Source organism: Roseateles sp., assembly GCF_036486225.1.
Classification (GTDB): Bacteria; Pseudomonadota; Gammaproteobacteria; order Burkholderiales; family Burkholderiaceae_C; genus Roseateles.
Genome location: NZ_DASVNZ010000066.1, coordinates 1 through 14,500, shown reverse-complemented (window position 1 = coordinate 14,500; position 14,500 = coordinate 1). Strand labels below are relative to the sequence as shown.

Below are 14,500 nucleotides of genomic sequence, written 5' to 3'. Positions count from 1 at the left end.
CGTCCGCCGCGCCACCGCGGTCATCGCGGCCAGCACGCCGATCGCATCCATCGAGGTCATCGCATCCATCGTCAGCTCCTGTTGGACCGCGCCGGTCCTGTTGGGTGAAGGCATGGGATGGATTCTGGGAAAAGGCGTCTTTCCTGAAAATTACCGAGCATCAATGGGCGGCTATACATTTCTGCATGGCTTCGAAGACCTCCCCGCGGACAACGCAGACCCCCTCCCCGGCCGGCGTCGACACCGACGCCGCCACTGATACTGGCACGGCAGCCGGCACGTCCTCCAGCGCCGGCATCGCCTGGGAGTGGTACCGCTCCTTCCTGGGCGTGCTGCGGGAGGGCTCGCTGTCAGGGGCCGCGCGGGCGCTGGACCTGACGCAGCCGACCGTCGGCCGTCATGTGGCGGCGCTGGAAGCGCAGGTGCGGCAGTCGCTCTTCGTGCGGACGCCCGCCGGCCTGCTGCCGACGGAAGCGGCGCTCGCGCTGCGGCCCTACGCGGAGGCGATGGACAGCACGGCGGCCGCGCTGGAGCGCACCGCGCGCAGTCACGGCGACGGCGTGCGCGGCATCGTGCGCGTGACCGCGAGCGAGGTCATCGGCGTGGAGGTGCTGCCGCCGCTGATCGCTGAACTGCGCGAGCGCCATCCGGCGCTGATCGTCGAGCTGGTGTTGAGCAACCGGGTGCAGGACCTGCTGCGACGCGAGGCCGACATCGCGATCCGCATGACGCCGCCGAAGCAGGAGCAGTTGATCGCGCGGCGCGTCGGCGTGATCGAGGTCGGCCTGCATGCGCACGAGCGTTACCTCGCGGCGCACGGGACGCCGGACTCGATGAAGACCTTGACCGCAGGCGACCACGCACTGATCGGCTACGACCAGCCGGCGCCTTATGTCCGCGAGCTGGCGCGGCGCTTCCCGGGGATGGATCGCGACCACTTCGCGCTACGCGCGGACAGCGACCTCGCACAGCTCGCGCTGATCCGCGCGGGCGCGGGGCTGGGGCTCTGCCAGGTCGCGCTCGCGAAGCGCGATCCAGCGCTGCGTCGCGTGCTGGAGGCCGAGCTCAGCATCCCGCTGGAGACCTGGGTCACGATGCACGAGGACCTGCGGGACAGCCCGCGATGCCGGGCGGTGTTCGACGTGCTGGTCGCCGGCCTCGAACGTCACGTCGAGGCCGGCGGCTCCGCCCGTCTCAGCTGATCACGGCTTGACGCTGTAGTTCGCCGGCACCCAGCGATAGCCCTTGCCGTCCGCGGCCACGTGGCCGAGGCCCGGGAAGGACACATGCGCGATCGCGACCCAGTAGCCGTTCTTCGCCGCGTCCGCATAGGCCTTCTGGCGCTGCGGCATCGCCTGCTTCGAGTCGCTGTCGAAGTTGATCGTGACCGACGGGTCCGGGAACTGCACCGCCGCGACGTGCATCAGGTCGCCCCACACCGCCAGCTTCTGGCCCTGGCTCTCCACCATGTAGACCGTGTGCCCCGGCGTGTGGCCGTAGGACGCGTGCGTGCGGATGCCCGGCACGAGCTCGGTTTCGCCGCTGAACGGCTTCAGGCGGCCCGCGTCCTGGTACGGCTTCAACGCCGCAATCGCCGCACCGAAGAAGTCCTTGTGGCCCGGCGCGGCCTTGGCCGCATTCGCCGTGTTCAGCCAGTAGTCGGCGTCGTGCTGGTCCATCCGGACCACGGCGTTCGGGAACACCGCCTGGCCGTCCTTCGTCAGGCCGGCGGCATGGTCCGGGTGCAGGTGGGTGATGTAGACCTCGTCGACCTGCTCCGGCTGGTAGCCGGCGGCCTTCAGGTTGGCGAGCAGCTTGCCCGTCGTCGGACCGAACACGCCGTTGGCGCCCGTGTCGATCAGCACCAGCTTGGTGCCGGTGTTGATCAGGTAGCCGTTGATCGAGGTCTCGACCGGCGGCTTCAGGTAGTTCTTGCTCAAGGCCTTCACCACCACGCCGGGTTTGGCCTTGTCCATCAGCTGGTCGACCGGCAGATCGACGGTGCCGTCGCTCAGCGCGGTGATCTCGAAGTCGCCCAGCATCAGCCGGTAGTAGCCCGGCGCCTGCGTCTTCACCTGCGGCGCGGCCGCCTGCACGCCCGCAGCAGCCAGTGCGATCGCGAGTCCAAGGGCGGCGAACTTGCCGGAACGGGTCATGAAACGGGTCATGCGGAAGCTCCTGTGCATGTCATGTTTGTGTAGCGGTCCGTCTCGTCGCGACGGGCACCGCGAGGGTCCTGCATCCAGGCAGGCGCGCAGCATAGCCACCCGCTCCGCGTCGCGCCCGCCTCCATCGGTAGAAGCAGCGTTCTCCTGCAGGAGATTCCGGCGACACGGTCGCAGCGCGACCGCGTTGTGGCACGTCCTGGCCCCGCGACGTCAGCCTCGTGAAAGACAGGTGCGGCGTCATGTGGAACCCCCGCGCCGCTGCGCCCACAGAGGCCCGAGGGTTAGCCCTTGCGCAATGCTGCGTAAAGGGTTTTACGCTGTCGAGGGTCCCCACCAGGGCCCCTATATTCCTGGCTCCACTACAGAGGCACCGGACCACCGGCGCCCACCCTTGCGCCGATGAGCAACCTCATCCTGGAGACACGCAAACTGACCAAGGAGTTCAAAGGCTTCACCGCCGTGGACTCGGTCGACCTGCAAGTGCAGCGTGGGCATATCCACGCGCTGATCGGTCCGAACGGCGCCGGCAAGACCACCTGCTTCAACCTGCTCACCAAGTTCCTGACGCCCACCCGCGGACAGATCCTCTTCAACGGACACGACATCACCGGCGAGAAGCCCGCGCAGATCGCGCGCCGCGGCGTGATCCGTTCGTTCCAGATCAGCGCGGTGTTCCCGCACCTGACGGTGCTGGAGAACGTCCGCATCGGCCTGCAGCGCTTCACCGGCACCAGCTACCACTTCTGGAAGGGCCTGGGCGGCCTGTCCAAGCTGGACGGCCGCGCGCTGGAGCTGCTGGAACTCGTCGACCTGCGCGACATGGCCGCGCTGCGCGCCGCCGACCTGCCCTACGGCCGCAAGCGCGCGCTGGAGATCGCCACGACGATGGCGATGGAACCTGAACTGATGCTGCTGGACGAACCGACCCAGGGCATGGGCCACGAGGACGTGGACCGCGTCACCGCGCTGATCAAGCGCGTCGCCGAAGGGCGCACGGTGCTGATGGTGGAACACAACATGAAGGTGATCAGCAGCATCGCCGATCGCATCACCGTGCTGGCCCGCGGCGCGGTGCTGGCCGAGGGCGACTACGCCACCGTGTCCCGCCATCCGAAGGTGCTGGAGGCCTACATGGGCTCCGAGGCCACTGAGCTCCAGGGAGCCCATTGATGGCCTACGCGCTCGAGATCAAAGGGCTTCAGGCCTGGTACGGCGAGAGCCACATTTTGCACGGCATCGACCTGGCGATCCCGCAGGGTCAGGTGTTGACGCTGCTGGGCCGCAACGGCGCCGGTCGCACGACGACGCTGCGCGCCATCATGGGCCTGACCGACCGCCGCAGCGGCTCGATCAAGGTCCACGGCCAGGAGAGCGTGACGCTGCCGACGCATCGCATCGCGCGCCTCGGCCTGGGCTACTGCCCGGAAGAGCGCGGCATCTTCGCCTCGCTCAGCACCGAGGAGAACCTGCGCCTGCCGCCGGTCTTCAAGAGCGGTCGCGGCAAGGTCATGTCCGAGGACGATATCTACGCGATGTTCCCCAACCTGTCCGAGCGCCGCCACAGCCCGGGCACGCGGCTGTCGGGCGGCGAGCAGCAGATGCTGGCCGTGGCCCGCATCCTGCGCACCGGCGCGGACATCCTGCTGCTGGACGAGATCTCCGAGGGCCTGGCCCCGGTCATCGTCCAGGCGCTGGCCCGCATGATCACCGCGCTGAAGGCGCAGGGCTTCACCATCGTGATGGTGGAACAGAACTTCCGGTTCGCCGCGCCGCTGGCGGACCATTTCGTCGTGATGGAACACGGCCAGGTGGTCGAGTCCTTCAGCGCCGCGCAGCTCGACAGCAAGCGCGCGCTGCTCGACGAACTGCTGAGCGTGTGACCCCCATCCGCAGACCGACATCTGCCTACTGATTTCCCGAGCTTCGAGTCTGAAACCCGCATGGGCCCGTTGAGGCCGTTAGAACAAGGAGACAAGCGATGAAGACGACCCTCAAAACCGTTGCCCTGGCCTCGGTGCTGGCCTGCGGCAGTCTTGGCGCGCAGGCGCAGATTTCCGGCGACACGATCAAGATCGGCATCATCACGGACATGTCGAGCGTGTACGCCGACATCGACGGCGCCGGCGGCGTGGAGGCCATCCGCATGGCCATCGCCGACGCGAAGGGCCAGGTCGCCGGCAAGAAGATCGAACTGGTCTTCGCCGACCACCAGAACAAGGCCGACGTCGCCGCCTCCAAGGCGCGCGAGTGGTTCGACACGCAAGGCCTGGACCTGCTGATCGGCGGCACCAACTCCGGCACCAGCCTGGCGATGGCCAAGGTCGCGGCGGAGAAGAAGAAGCCCTTCATCTCGATCGGCGCCGGCACCTCGCGCCTGACCAACGAGGAATGCACGCCTTACACCATCCACTACGCCTACGACACGGTGGCCCTGGCCAACGGCACCGGCGCGGCGGTGACCAAGTCGGGCGGCAAGACCTGGTTCTTCCTGACGGCGGACTACGCCTTCGGCACCTCGCTGCAGGCCGACACCTCGGCGGTGGTGGCCAAGTCCGGCGGCCAGGTCCTGGGCGCGGTGAAGCACCCGCTGAACGCGAGCGACTTCTCCTCCTTCCTGCTGCAGGCGCAGAGCTCCAAGGCGCAGATCCTGGGCCTGGCCAACGCGGGCGGCGACACCATCAACGCGGTGAAGGCGGCCAACGAGTTCGGCATCACCAAGACGATGAAGCTGGCCGGCCTGCTGATGTTCATCAACGACGTGCACTCGCTGGGCCTGAAGACCACCGAGGGCATGTACCTGACCGACAGCTGGTACTGGAACCAGAGTCCTGAGTCGCGTGCCTGGGCGCGCCGCTTCTTCGAGAAGATGAAGCGCATGCCCTCGTCGCTGCAGGCGGCGGACTACTCGGCGGTGTCGCACTACCTGAAGGCCGTCGAGGCGACCAAGTCCGACGACGGCGACAAGGTGGTGGCGCAGATGAAGGCCACGCCGATCAACGACTTCTACACCAAGGGCACGATCCGCAAGGAAGACGGCCGCGGCGTGCACGACATGTTCCTGCTGCAGGTGAAGACGCAGAAGGAGTCCACCGAGCCGTGGGACTACTTCAAGGTCGTGACCCGGATCGCGGGCGACGACGCGTTCACCAAGCTGGCCGACTCGAAGTGCCCGCTGGTCAAGAAGTGAGCTGAGGCCGGAGACACCGCATGACCGATTTCTTTGGCGTCCCGTTGCCGGCGCTGCTCGGCCAGCTCCTGCTGGGGCTGGTGAACGGCTCGTTCTACGCGATGCTGTCGCTGGGGCTTGCGGTGATCTTCGGCATGCTGAACATCATCAACTTCGCCCACGGCGCGCTCTACATGATGGGCGCGTTCCTGGCGTGGATGGGGTTGGAGTACTTCGGCATCAACTACTGGGCGATGCTGCTGATCGCGCCGCTGATCGTCGGCGTGTTCGGGCTGGTCATCGAGCGGCTGCTGCTGCAGTGGCTCTACAAGCTGGACCACCTCTACGGCCTGCTGCTGACCTTCGGGCTGACGCTGGTGATCGAGGGGGTGTTCCGCTCCTTCTTCGGCGTCGGCGGGCAGCCGTACTCGGCGCCGGAGGCGCTGTCGGGCGCGACCAACCTGGGCTTCATGATCCTGCCGAACTACCGGGCCTGGGTGGTGGTGGCCTCGCTGGTGGTGTGCCTGGGCGTGTGGGTGCTGATCGAGAAGACCTCGCTGGGCGCGACGCTGCGCGCGGGCACCGAGAACCCGAAGCTGGTGCAGGCCTTCGGCGTCAACGTGCCGCGGCTGGTGACGCTGACCTACGCCGGCGGCGTGGCGCTGGCGGGCTTCGCCGGGGTGCTGGCCGCACCCATCCTGCAGGTGAACTCGCTGATGGGCTCCAACCTGATCATCGTCGTCTTCGCGGTGGTGGTGATCGGCGGCATGGGCTCCATCCTGGGTTCCATCCTGACCGGCCTGGGGCTGGGCGTCGTCGAAGGCCTGACCAAGGTCTTCTATCCGGAGGCGTCCAACACGGTGGTGTTCGTCGTCATGGCCCTGGTCCTGCTGGTGCGTCCCGCCGGCCTGTTCGGCAAAGAGAAATGAACAAGAAACCGCTGGGCTACGCCGCTCTGTTCATCGCCATCGCGCTGCTGCCCTTCCTGGGCGTGTATCCGATCTTCGCGATGAAGGTGATGTGCTACGCGCTGTTCGCATGCGCCTTCAACCTGCTGATCGGCTTCACCGGGCTGCTGAGCTTCGGCCACGCGGCCTTCCTCGGTGCCGCGGCCTATGCCGCGGGGCACGCGATGAAGGTCTGGGGTTTCCCGCCGCTGGTGGGCATCGCCTTCGGCACGCTGATGGCGGCGGTCGCGGGGCTGGTGTTCGGGCTGCTGGCGATCCGGCGCTCGGGGATCTACTTCTCGATGATCACGCTGGCGCTGGCGCAGATGCTGTTCTTCTACTTCCTGCAGGCGCCGTTCACCGGCGGCGAGGACGGCCTGCAGTCGGTGCCGCGCGGCAGTCTGCTGGGCATCAACCTGGAGAGCGACAGCGCGCTCTACTACCTGGTGCTGGCGATCTTCATCTTCGGCTTCTGGCTGATCTACCGGACGGTGCACTCGCCTTTCGGGCAGGTGCTGACCTCGATCCGCGAGAACGAGGCGCGCGCGACTTCGCTGGGCTACGACGCGGCGCGGTTCAAGCTGATGGCCTTCGTGCTGTCGGCGGCGCTGGCCGGGCTGGCGGGCGCGACCAAGACGCTGGTGCTGGGCTTCGCGACGCTGACCGACGCGATCTGGACGACGTCCGGCCTGGTGATCCTGATGACGCTGGTGGGCGGCATGGGGACCATGGTCGGGCCGATCGTCGGGGCGCTCGTGATCATCGCCCTGGAGAACAAGATCGGCGACCTCGGCCAGTGGCTGGCCAATCTGACCGGCATCCAATGGTTCACCGGGTTGGGCGAATCGGTCAGCCTGGTCACCGGACTGATCTTCATCGTCTGCGTGCTGGCGTTCCGGCGCGGGCTGGTGGGCGAGGCGGGTGCTTTGGTGGAGCGGCTCAGGAAGCGGACCTGACGCCCGGACCGAACACCTTGATGAAGGCCTTGTGCTTTGCAGTCCGCCAGGTGACCGGGAGGTCGCCGTTGCGCTCCAGGGCTTCGTAGATCTCCCGCACGAGATCGTTGTCGATCATCTTTGCCGTGCGTAGTTTGGCCAACAACTCATGGCCGTGCATGACCTCGATCTCGAACGTCGCCGCCAGATCGTGCATGGCCAGATCGTCCGTGACGATGGCCGCACCATGGACCTGACCAAACGCAAGCACCCTGCAGTCGACCGGACTGGGCGGCGTTCGCCCCCTGGACGTGAAGCTCAAGACTTCCTCCACCACCCAGTCATGGAGGAATTTGGCCGCAACGTCGAGCTCTTGCAGGCCCTGCCTGTTCAGCCGGACAGCTTGCGCCAAGCGCTCCGCGGCGACCGCTTCATCAGTCGAGAACCAAGGAAAGAGATGGCGCAAGCGGCCGCTGCGCAGGACCTCGTTTTCGACGTCGGGCAAGACGGTCAAGACATACTGCTTCTGTCCGAATGCGATGCCGAGCAGCGGCTTTACACGACGCGCGAGACGAAGGTACGCGCAGGTATCGAGCAGCAGCCGCGTCAACGGAGTTCACCTCATCAGAGCGGCGTGGAGAGAGGTCGCATCGGCCAACGGCAGATCGAGAATCTGCTGCAGATACGCGGCCCCGATGTCCTGACCCTTCAACATCCGTTGCAATGACGGGAAGAACTCGCTGCGAAACACGTTCTGCGCTGCCGCCAAGTAGGCAGATGCATCCGGCGGCGCGGTACCGAACAGGTCCTGCGCCACAGTCGTGCCTCGTATCGCGCTGCGGACGGCGTGAATATCGATCGCCTCGTTCAGAACGAGCGGCTTCAAGGCGTGTGCCTCCGCATAGGCCTGAACTTGGCAATAAACGGTGAACAGAGAGATCTCGTGCTCCGCCGCGTGACGCCTCAAGGCCGCGACGATTTCCAGTTTGCGTCGGGCGCTGCTGGCCTCCCTCCACGCCTTCTCGGCAAGGGCCTGCGGGAACAGCAGCGCTCCTGCAAATGCATCGGCAAAGTCCTCACCCTCGTCGGTGCCTGCCAGCGGCGGCGTGTAGACATGGGCCAATTCATGCGCCATCCAGAACTTGAAGTCCTCAATCCGCGCGTCGAGATTCAGATAGATGAAAGTCACGCGCGTGGCTGGCAGCAGGATGTGAAGCGCATTTTCGTGACGACTCTTCTCGCCCCACAGCACCGGCACGATGAAGGCGTCGTTCGCAGCGAACTCGCTGATCAGCACCGAGTACGCCAACCGGGCGTCCTGGCCGATTCCCAGCTTGGCGCGCGTCTGGGTGACGGCTCGTTGCAGGTCCGCATAGCCGACGCTCGGATTTGGCAACTCCGTCCGGAGCGCCCTGAGCTCAGGCAGCGAAGGAACCAGCGCACGCAGCAATTTTCCCCGCGTCACTGCGGCGTCGACATGCTGTTGCGTGGTCTTCGTCGCCGCCCGCTTTCGGAAAGCGACCACCGGGCGATCAGGATCGTCGGCGTAGACCAGTTGGCCCAGCGAAAGCCGCAGCGTCGTCGCGAGCTTCAGCAACTTGTCTGGTCGCGGCAGCCCCTCTCCCTTGAGCCACAACGTCACCGCCTGGGCTGACACGCCCAATGCTTCAGCGAGTTGCTTCTGCGTCCACCCCTTTTGCGCGAGTGCGGCTTTGATGTTCTCGCTGTGGGCAACCTTGTGCATAGACGGTGGATTATCGGTGAACGGTTTTTCTCGATCAAGTTTTTTCAAGTTTTGGAGTCTGTGCGTGGTGGTGCGGTGACGTGGTGATGCTCGTGAAATCGAGCCTTATCGACTTAAGGCTCGATTTCACGAGCATGGCGGAGCGCGGACACACGCACCTCAACCAGCGGCGCGAGCTGACCAGGCGGCGCGACAATGACGACCATGACCTCCGCAGCCCCCGCTCCCGCCGCGCCGTCGCGTCTGTCGCTGTACCTGAACCTGATCCGCTGGGACCGGCCGGCCGGCACCTACCTGCTGCTGTGGCCGACGCTGGCCGCGCTGTGGATGGCCGCCGACGGCTGGCCGGGCTGGCATCTGCTGCTGGTCTTCACGATCGGCACCTTCCTGATGCGCAGCGCGGGCTGCGCCGTCAACGACGTCGCCGACCGCGACTTCGACAAGCACGTCAAGCGCACCGCGCAGCGGCCAGTGACCTCGGGGCTGATCTCCGTCAAGCAGGCGCTCGTGCTCGGCGCCGTGCTCGCGTTGATCGCCTTCGCGCTCGTGCTGACGACGAATCCGCCGACCATCCTGCTGTCCTTCGCCGCGCTGGCGGTGACCATCCTCTACCCGTTCACCAAGCGCTGGGTCTCGATGCCACAGGCCGTGCTCGGCGTGGCGTTCTCGTTCGGGATCCCGATGGCGTTCTCCGCGGCGCTCGGCGGCCGCGAGTGGAGCCTGCAGGCGATCAGCGCCTCGGTCCCGCTGGCCGCATGGGGACTGCTGGTCGCCAACCTGTTCTGGGTGCTGGCCTACGACACCGAGTACGCGATGGTCGACCGCGACGACGACATCCGCATCGGCATCAAGACCTCGGCGCTGACGCTGGGCCGCTTCGACGTCATCGGCGTGATGGCCTTCTACGTCGCGTTCCTCGCGCTGTGGGCCGTGCTGGGCCTGCGCCTGGGCATGGGCCACTGGTTCCTGGCCGGCCTCGCGGTCGCGGCGGCGCAGGTCGTCTGGCACTACACGCTGATCAAGGACCGCAGCCGCGACGGCTGCTTCAAGGCCTTCCGCGAGAACCACTGGGTCGGCTTCGCGATCTTCGCGGGGACGGTGGCGGATCTGGCGCTGCGCTGAGCGATCCGGCTCACGACAACCACTGCACGATCGCGTCCGGGTGCAGCGGCCACCCGGCGAGTCCCGCGACGCCCATCAGCACACCGAAGACCGTCGGCACCATCGCCGCCGCGTACAGCCACCACAGCTGCGTCAGCGCGGTGACCGCCAGCATCGCGATCGCGATGGCCAGCAGCGCGTCGGACAGGTCGAACTGGTCGTCCCGGTAGTTGAGCGCGTCGTAGCGCTGCTGGTCGGCCTCGGCCTGCTTGCGGAGCTCGTCCTTCTTGGCGGCCTGGTCCGCGGCGAGCGCCTCGTAGTGCGCGATGGCCTCGCGGTAGCCGCCGGCGGCCGACGCCGGCGCTCCGATCGCCTGCAGCTTCAGCTGCGTCAGCGCGGCCTTGGCGACCTCCTCCCGCGCGTTGCGCGCCTGGTAGAAGGACCAGTGGTCGATCTTGTCCGCCTGCGCCTGCTGCATGCCCTGGCCGATGTTGTCGTCCTTGATCTTGCAGATGCCCATGAAGGTCGCCAGCAGCGCGACGGTCAGCGCGACCGACACGTTGAGCCGGGACTGCGGTGTCGGGGCCTCCGCCTGCTCGTTGGCCTGGCGGGCGGTTTCGATGAGTTCGTCGGGATCGATGTCCATCGGCGGCGCGGTCTTCAACAAGGACCGCGGCAGCATAACGAGCGAAGCTGAGCGGGACCTGTACGTCCGCTTAGTCACGGCTTAGGCGTCATGCCGCCGCGGTTCAGGTGCCGCTCAGAGCCCGTCCACGCGCGCCAGCGCCGCCACCAGATCCGACTGCGTCAGGATGCCGACCAGCCTCGCCTCGTCGCCGACGATGGGGATGTGATGGTGCCCGGTCGCCGCGAACAGCGGCACCAGTTCCGCCAGCGGCCGGTCCGCGCTGGCCACGCGCACCTGCCGGCTCATGATCTGCCCGACCACTTCAGGCTTGTCGCTGTGCGTGGTCGGCGTCGGACGGATCAGGTGTCGCAGCCGCGCCGCCCAGTCGTCGTGCACGTCCAGCGAAGCACCACGCATGAAGTCGGCCAGGGTCACGATGCCGACCACCCGCCGGGCCCGGTCCACGACCGGCAGCGCCTTGATGTGATGCGCCCGAAGCATCGACCACGCCTCCTGCAAGGGCGTGCCCCACGCCACCGCCTTCACATCGCGCGACATCACGTCCGCGCAGCGCAGCGTCGTGATCCGTCGCCGCGCCGCCAGGAGCGCAGCCTCGTCGACGATCGCCTGCAGGTCGTCCCGCGGGATGTCCAGCACCTGGTTGTAGTGCGCCAGCACCGTGTCCAGGTCGACGCCGGTGAACGGCGGTGCGTCTCCCGTCGCCCCGCCCGCTGCGCCGGCCGCACCTGCGGTGCCACCCTTCGGCGGCGCGGCGGTGATCGTCGTCTGCGGGTGCGGGTACCTGCGGCCGGTGACGCCGTTGTAGGCCATGCCGGCGAGCACCATCAGCACCGAGTTCAGCAGCACGGGATCCAGCGCGAAGTGCCAGTCGTGGACGCCGCTGAGCACCATGAGCAAGGCCGCGGCGCCACCCGGCGGGTGCAGGCAGCGCAGCAGGAACATCAGCCCGATGGCGCCGCCGACGGCGATCGCGGCGGCCAGCTCCGGCGTGCCGCCGAACAGGTGTGCGCAGGCGATGCCGACCAGCGCCGACACCGTGTTGCCCGCGATCACCGCCCACGGCTGCGCCAGCGGACTCGCCGGCACGCCGAACACGAGCACGGCGCTCGCGCCCAGGGGGGCGATCAGCCACGGCACGCCCGGCATGTGGCGGGACAGCAGTTCCGTGAGCACGCCCGTCAGCAGCAGTCCCGCGATCGCACCGGCCACCACGCGCAGCCGTTCGCGCGCGTCGACGCGCATCGGCGCCGGACGGAACGCCTGCAGCCAATGGCGGAATCGATCCATCACCGGCGCGCCTTCGACTTGCGCCGCAGCGGTCCGGGATCGCGCAGCGCGACGTCGGGCACGAACATCTCCATCACTCGCAGCTGCTGCCCGTGCCGGGTGAAGACCGAGTTGCGCGACCACTGCATCTGCGCGGGCGCCTCGGTCCCCGTGGCCGCGAGCCATTGGCGCTGCATCTGGCGGTGCGTCGCACCGTGCCGCGTGACGCGGCGCGGCTGCAGCTCGCTGCGATGGATGCGAGGGTCGTCGTAGAGCAGATGGCCGAGCGGCCGGCTGCCCAGTCCCTTCAGCGCCTTCCACGGGCCGGCCACCGCGTGGCCGTGCACCGCCGAACGCGCCCACACCAAGGGCTGGCCGTCGACGCGCAGCAGCACCTCGCGCACCAGCGTCAGGCCACGCCTGGGCAGCCCCAGCGCGGCGCGCTCCTGCGGCCGCAGCGGCGCGGTGGTCTGGCGCAACACCTGGACCTCGTAACGACGGCCAGTCGCGGCCAGGCGCTTGCTCAACGAGCCCGGCGCGCGCAGCCACGCGCGCAGGCCCCAGCGATCAGCAATTCCCATGGATGGATCAAGCGCGGCCGAACTCGTCGCCCAACTCGCCAGCGCGCCGATGCGCGGCCTTCACGGCGCGTTCGACCGCCTCGCCGACGCCGTCGGCCCGCAGGCTGGTGATCGCGGCGTGCGTGGTGCCGCCCTTGGATGTCACCTTCTCGCGCAAGGCGGTCGGCGAATCGCTCGACTGCAGCGCCAGCGCCGCGGCGCCGCCGCAGGTGGCCAGCGCGAGCTCGCGCGCCTTGGCCTCGTCCAGGCCCAGCGTGCGTGCCGCGGCGACCATGTGCTCGACGAGGAAGAAGAAGTAGGCCGGCCCCGAGCCCGAGAGCGCAGTGACCGTGTCGAGGTCGCCCTCGTTGTCGACCCATACCGTGCGGCCGGTCGGCTGCAGCAGTTGCTCGACCAGCGCGCGATCGTCGATGGTGACAGCCTCACTGGCGAAGAGGCCGGTGATGCCCTGTCCGATCAGCGCTGGCGTGTTGGGCATGCCTCGCACGACGCGCGACGCACCGGTGGCGCGTGCGATCGCGTCGCTGCGCAGACCCGCCATCACCGAGAGTTGCAGCGCACTGCCGACATGCGGCGCCACCGGTACGGCAGCTTCCTGGAACAGCTGAGGCTTCACCGCCCAGACGACGGCGCGGGCCCGGGACAGCGAGGCGTCTGCCGCCGCGAGCGGCCGGATGCCGAAGTCGGCGGCGAGGCGCTCGCGCTGTGCCTCGAAGGGCTCGACCACCAGCAGGTCCTCGGCCGGGAAACCAGCCCGGCGCAGGCCGCCGACGATGGCGCTGGCCATGTTGCCTCCGCCGATGAATGCGATGCAGGAACTCATGGGCGGGCAGTTTAGTCCCGCCCCGGAGCAGGAGCGGGCGCGCCTCGGGCGCTCAGCGCGCCATCAACGCGCTCTCAGCATCGACGCGCAGAGCTCGCCCAGCGTCCCGATCGCGCGGCGTTGCGCGTCGTCCATCGGATTGCCGGCGTTGATGCGGATGAAGTTGTCGAAGCGCTCGGAGTTCGAGTACATCAACCCCGGCCCCAGCCGGATGCCCTTCTCCAGCGCGGCATCGAACAGCGCAAGCGAGGACAGGCCCTCCGGCAACTCGACCCACAGACTGGGTCCGCCCGGCGGCAGGCTGAGCCGCGTGCCGGTCGGCAGTTCGTCGGACAGCGCCGCCACCATCTGCTCACGTTGCGTCGCCAGCTTTGCGCGCAGCGCACGCAGGTGGCGCTCGATCTGTCCGCCGGCCAGGAACTCCGCCAGGATGGCCTGGCCGAGCATCTCGTTGGGCCGGCTCTGCGCGTACTTGAGGATCTCCACGCGCGGCTGCCAGCGCCCCGCCGCGATCCAGCCCACCCGCATGCCGGGCGCCAGCGTCTTGTGCAGCGACGAGCAGAAGATCACCCGCCCCGTCGTGTCCCAGGACTTGATCGCGCGCTGCGGCGTCTCGCACAGCAGCGCGTAGGTGTCGTCCTCGAGGAGCGCCAGGTCGCGGGCCTCGCAGACCGCCAGCAGCGCCTGCTTGGCCGCATCGGGCATCACCGCGCCGAGCGGGTTCTGCAGGTTGGGCACGACGACCACCGCCTTGAGTCGCGGCTCGCGCATCGCGGCGGCCTCGAAGGCCTCGACCGACAGGCCCGTGTGCGGGCTGGTCGGGATCTCCAGCGCGCGCAGGCCCAGGCTCTCGAGCAGCTGCAGCAGGCCGTAATAGGTCGGCGACTCGACCGCCACCGCGTCGCCGGGGATGGTCACCGCGCGCAGCGCGACACCGAGCGCCTCGGTGCAGCCATGCGTGATGACGAGCTGGGCCGGATCGAGCTGGATCTGCGCGTTCAGCGCCAGCCGCGAGAGGCCCTGGCGCAGCGCGAGCAGGCCTTGCGGATCCGGCTGGGTGCCGAGGATCTCGGGTCGGCGGCGCAGCAGGCGCTGGCCGTGCAAGGCCAGCGCGCGGGTC

The 14,500-nt window shown here is 68.1% G+C and carries 15 protein-coding genes; 7 read left to right on the top strand and 8 right to left on the bottom strand.

Annotated features, from left to right (window positions below; genetic code table 11):
* The first annotated feature begins 185 nt into the window (after window positions 1-185).
* Complete coding sequence (locus tag VF536_RS05160; RefSeq protein ID WP_331613733.1) at window positions 186-1,202, top strand: LysR family transcriptional regulator; 1,017 nt, start codon at window positions 186-188, stop codon at window positions 1,200-1,202.
* Here VF536_RS05160 and VF536_RS05155 read toward each other — a convergent pair whose 3' ends face one another.
* Window positions 1,203-2,168: an MBL fold metallo-hydrolase gene (locus VF536_RS05155; RefSeq protein ID WP_331613732.1), complete on the bottom strand. Its 966-nt coding sequence runs from the start codon at window positions 2,166-2,168 to the stop codon at window positions 1,203-1,205.
* 399 nt (window positions 2,169-2,567) lie between these two features.
* On the opposite strand from VF536_RS05155, the gene VF536_RS05150 reads away from it, so the two are divergent.
* From VF536_RS05150 to VF536_RS05130, 5 genes are all read left to right on the top strand, one after another.
* Window positions 2,568-3,338, top strand: a complete 771-nt coding sequence (locus VF536_RS05150; RefSeq protein ID WP_331613731.1) for an ABC transporter ATP-binding protein — start codon at window positions 2,568-2,570, stop codon at window positions 3,336-3,338.
* Window positions 3,338-4,048 carry an ABC transporter ATP-binding protein gene (locus tag VF536_RS05145; protein ID WP_331613730.1) on the top strand — a complete coding sequence of 237 codons (711 nt, stop codon included), beginning with the start codon at window positions 3,338-3,340 and terminating at the stop codon, window positions 4,046-4,048. Before VF536_RS05150 ends, VF536_RS05145 begins: the two co-directional genes overlap by 1 nt.
* Before the next feature lie 98 nt (window positions 4,049-4,146).
* On the top strand, window positions 4,147-5,355 hold the full coding sequence (locus VF536_RS05140) for an ABC transporter substrate-binding protein (protein WP_331613729.1): 1,209 nt from the start codon (window positions 4,147-4,149) through the stop codon (window positions 5,353-5,355).
* A 20-nt stretch (window positions 5,356-5,375) separates the two neighbouring features.
* Window positions 5,376-6,263, top strand: a complete 888-nt coding sequence (locus tag VF536_RS05135) for a branched-chain amino acid ABC transporter permease (RefSeq protein ID WP_088408004.1) — start codon at window positions 5,376-5,378, stop codon at window positions 6,261-6,263.
* Window positions 6,260-7,237, top strand: coding sequence for a branched-chain amino acid ABC transporter permease (locus VF536_RS05130; RefSeq protein ID WP_331613728.1), 978 nt, complete (start codon window positions 6,260-6,262; stop codon window positions 7,235-7,237). The genes VF536_RS05135 and VF536_RS05130 overlap by 4 nt, the downstream gene beginning before the upstream one ends.
* Here the strand turns inward: VF536_RS05130 and VF536_RS05125 are convergent.
* On the bottom strand, window positions 7,221-7,826 hold the full coding sequence (locus VF536_RS05125) for a hypothetical protein (RefSeq protein ID WP_331613727.1): 606 nt from the start codon (window positions 7,824-7,826) through the stop codon (window positions 7,221-7,223). The genes VF536_RS05130 and VF536_RS05125 overlap by 17 nt on opposite strands.
* 6 nt (window positions 7,827-7,832) lie before the next feature.
* Complete coding sequence (locus VF536_RS05120; protein WP_331613725.1) at window positions 7,833-9,008, bottom strand: helix-turn-helix domain-containing protein; 1,176 nt, start codon at window positions 9,006-9,008, stop codon at window positions 7,833-7,835.
* 156 nt (window positions 9,009-9,164) lie between these two features.
* Between VF536_RS05120 and ubiA the strand changes: the two genes are divergently transcribed.
* Window positions 9,165-10,082 (top strand): 4-hydroxybenzoate octaprenyltransferase, encoded by a 918-nt coding sequence (gene ubiA, locus VF536_RS05115; RefSeq protein WP_331613724.1) that lies wholly within the window; start codon window positions 9,165-9,167, stop codon window positions 10,080-10,082.
* Between the two features lie 10 nt (window positions 10,083-10,092).
* Here ubiA and VF536_RS05110 read toward each other — a convergent pair whose 3' ends face one another.
* The 5 genes from VF536_RS05110 to VF536_RS05090 all read right to left on the bottom strand — a co-directional run.
* Complete coding sequence (locus VF536_RS05110) at window positions 10,093-10,743, bottom strand: DUF4337 domain-containing protein (protein WP_331613723.1); 651 nt, start codon at window positions 10,741-10,743, stop codon at window positions 10,093-10,095.
* Between the two features lie 78 nt (window positions 10,744-10,821).
* Window positions 10,822-11,997, bottom strand: coding sequence for an HPP family protein (locus VF536_RS05105; RefSeq protein WP_331613722.1), 1,176 nt, complete (start codon window positions 11,995-11,997; stop codon window positions 10,822-10,824).
* Window positions 11,997-12,557 carry a chorismate--pyruvate lyase family protein gene (locus VF536_RS05100; RefSeq protein ID WP_331613721.1) on the bottom strand — a complete coding sequence of 187 codons (561 nt, stop codon included), beginning with the start codon at window positions 12,555-12,557 and terminating at the stop codon, window positions 11,997-11,999. The genes VF536_RS05105 and VF536_RS05100 overlap by 1 nt, the downstream gene beginning before the upstream one ends.
* 7 nt (window positions 12,558-12,564) lie before the next feature.
* Window positions 12,565-13,380: a pyrroline-5-carboxylate reductase gene (proC, locus tag VF536_RS05095; protein WP_331613720.1), complete on the bottom strand. Its 816-nt coding sequence runs from the start codon at window positions 13,378-13,380 to the stop codon at window positions 12,565-12,567.
* Window positions 13,381-13,443: 63 nt separating this feature from the next.
* Window positions 13,444-14,500 (bottom strand): PLP-dependent aminotransferase family protein (locus tag VF536_RS05090; RefSeq protein ID WP_331613719.1); only part of this gene is annotated, 1,057 nt, incomplete at its 5' end.

What these genes read in the sequence shown, in the direction of transcription:
- VF536_RS05140 (WP_331613729.1), top strand. Translation starts at nt 4,147, where the DNA reads ATGAAGACGACCCTCAAAACCGTTGCCCTGGCCTCGGTGCTGGCCTGC.
- VF536_RS05100 (WP_331613721.1), bottom strand. Translation starts at nt 12,557, where the DNA reads ATGGGAATTGCTGATCGCTGGGGCCTGCGCGCGTGGCTGCGCGCGCCG.
- VF536_RS05150 (WP_331613731.1), top strand. Translation starts at nt 2,568, where the DNA reads ATGAGCAACCTCATCCTGGAGACACGCAAACTGACCAAGGAGTTCAAA.
- proC (WP_331613720.1), bottom strand. Translation starts at nt 13,380, where the DNA reads ATGAGTTCCTGCATCGCATTCATCGGCGGAGGCAACATGGCCAGCGCC.
- VF536_RS05105 (WP_331613722.1), bottom strand. Translation starts at nt 11,997, where the DNA reads ATGGATCGATTCCGCCATTGGCTGCAGGCGTTCCGTCCGGCGCCGATG.
- VF536_RS05155 (WP_331613732.1), bottom strand. Translation starts at nt 2,168, where the DNA reads ATGACCCGTTTCATGACCCGTTCCGGCAAGTTCGCCGCCCTTGGACTC.
- VF536_RS05160 (WP_331613733.1), top strand. Translation starts at nt 186, where the DNA reads ATGGCTTCGAAGACCTCCCCGCGGACAACGCAGACCCCCTCCCCGGCC.
- VF536_RS05110 (WP_331613723.1), bottom strand. Translation starts at nt 10,743, where the DNA reads ATGCTGCCGCGGTCCTTGTTGAAGACCGCGCCGCCGATGGACATCGAT.
- VF536_RS05145 (WP_331613730.1), top strand. Translation starts at nt 3,338, where the DNA reads ATGGCCTACGCGCTCGAGATCAAAGGGCTTCAGGCCTGGTACGGCGAG.
- VF536_RS05135 (WP_088408004.1), top strand. Translation starts at nt 5,376, where the DNA reads ATGACCGATTTCTTTGGCGTCCCGTTGCCGGCGCTGCTCGGCCAGCTC.
- VF536_RS05130 (WP_331613728.1), top strand. Translation starts at nt 6,260, where the DNA reads ATGAACAAGAAACCGCTGGGCTACGCCGCTCTGTTCATCGCCATCGCG.
- ubiA (WP_331613724.1), top strand. Translation starts at nt 9,165, where the DNA reads ATGACCTCCGCAGCCCCCGCTCCCGCCGCGCCGTCGCGTCTGTCGCTG.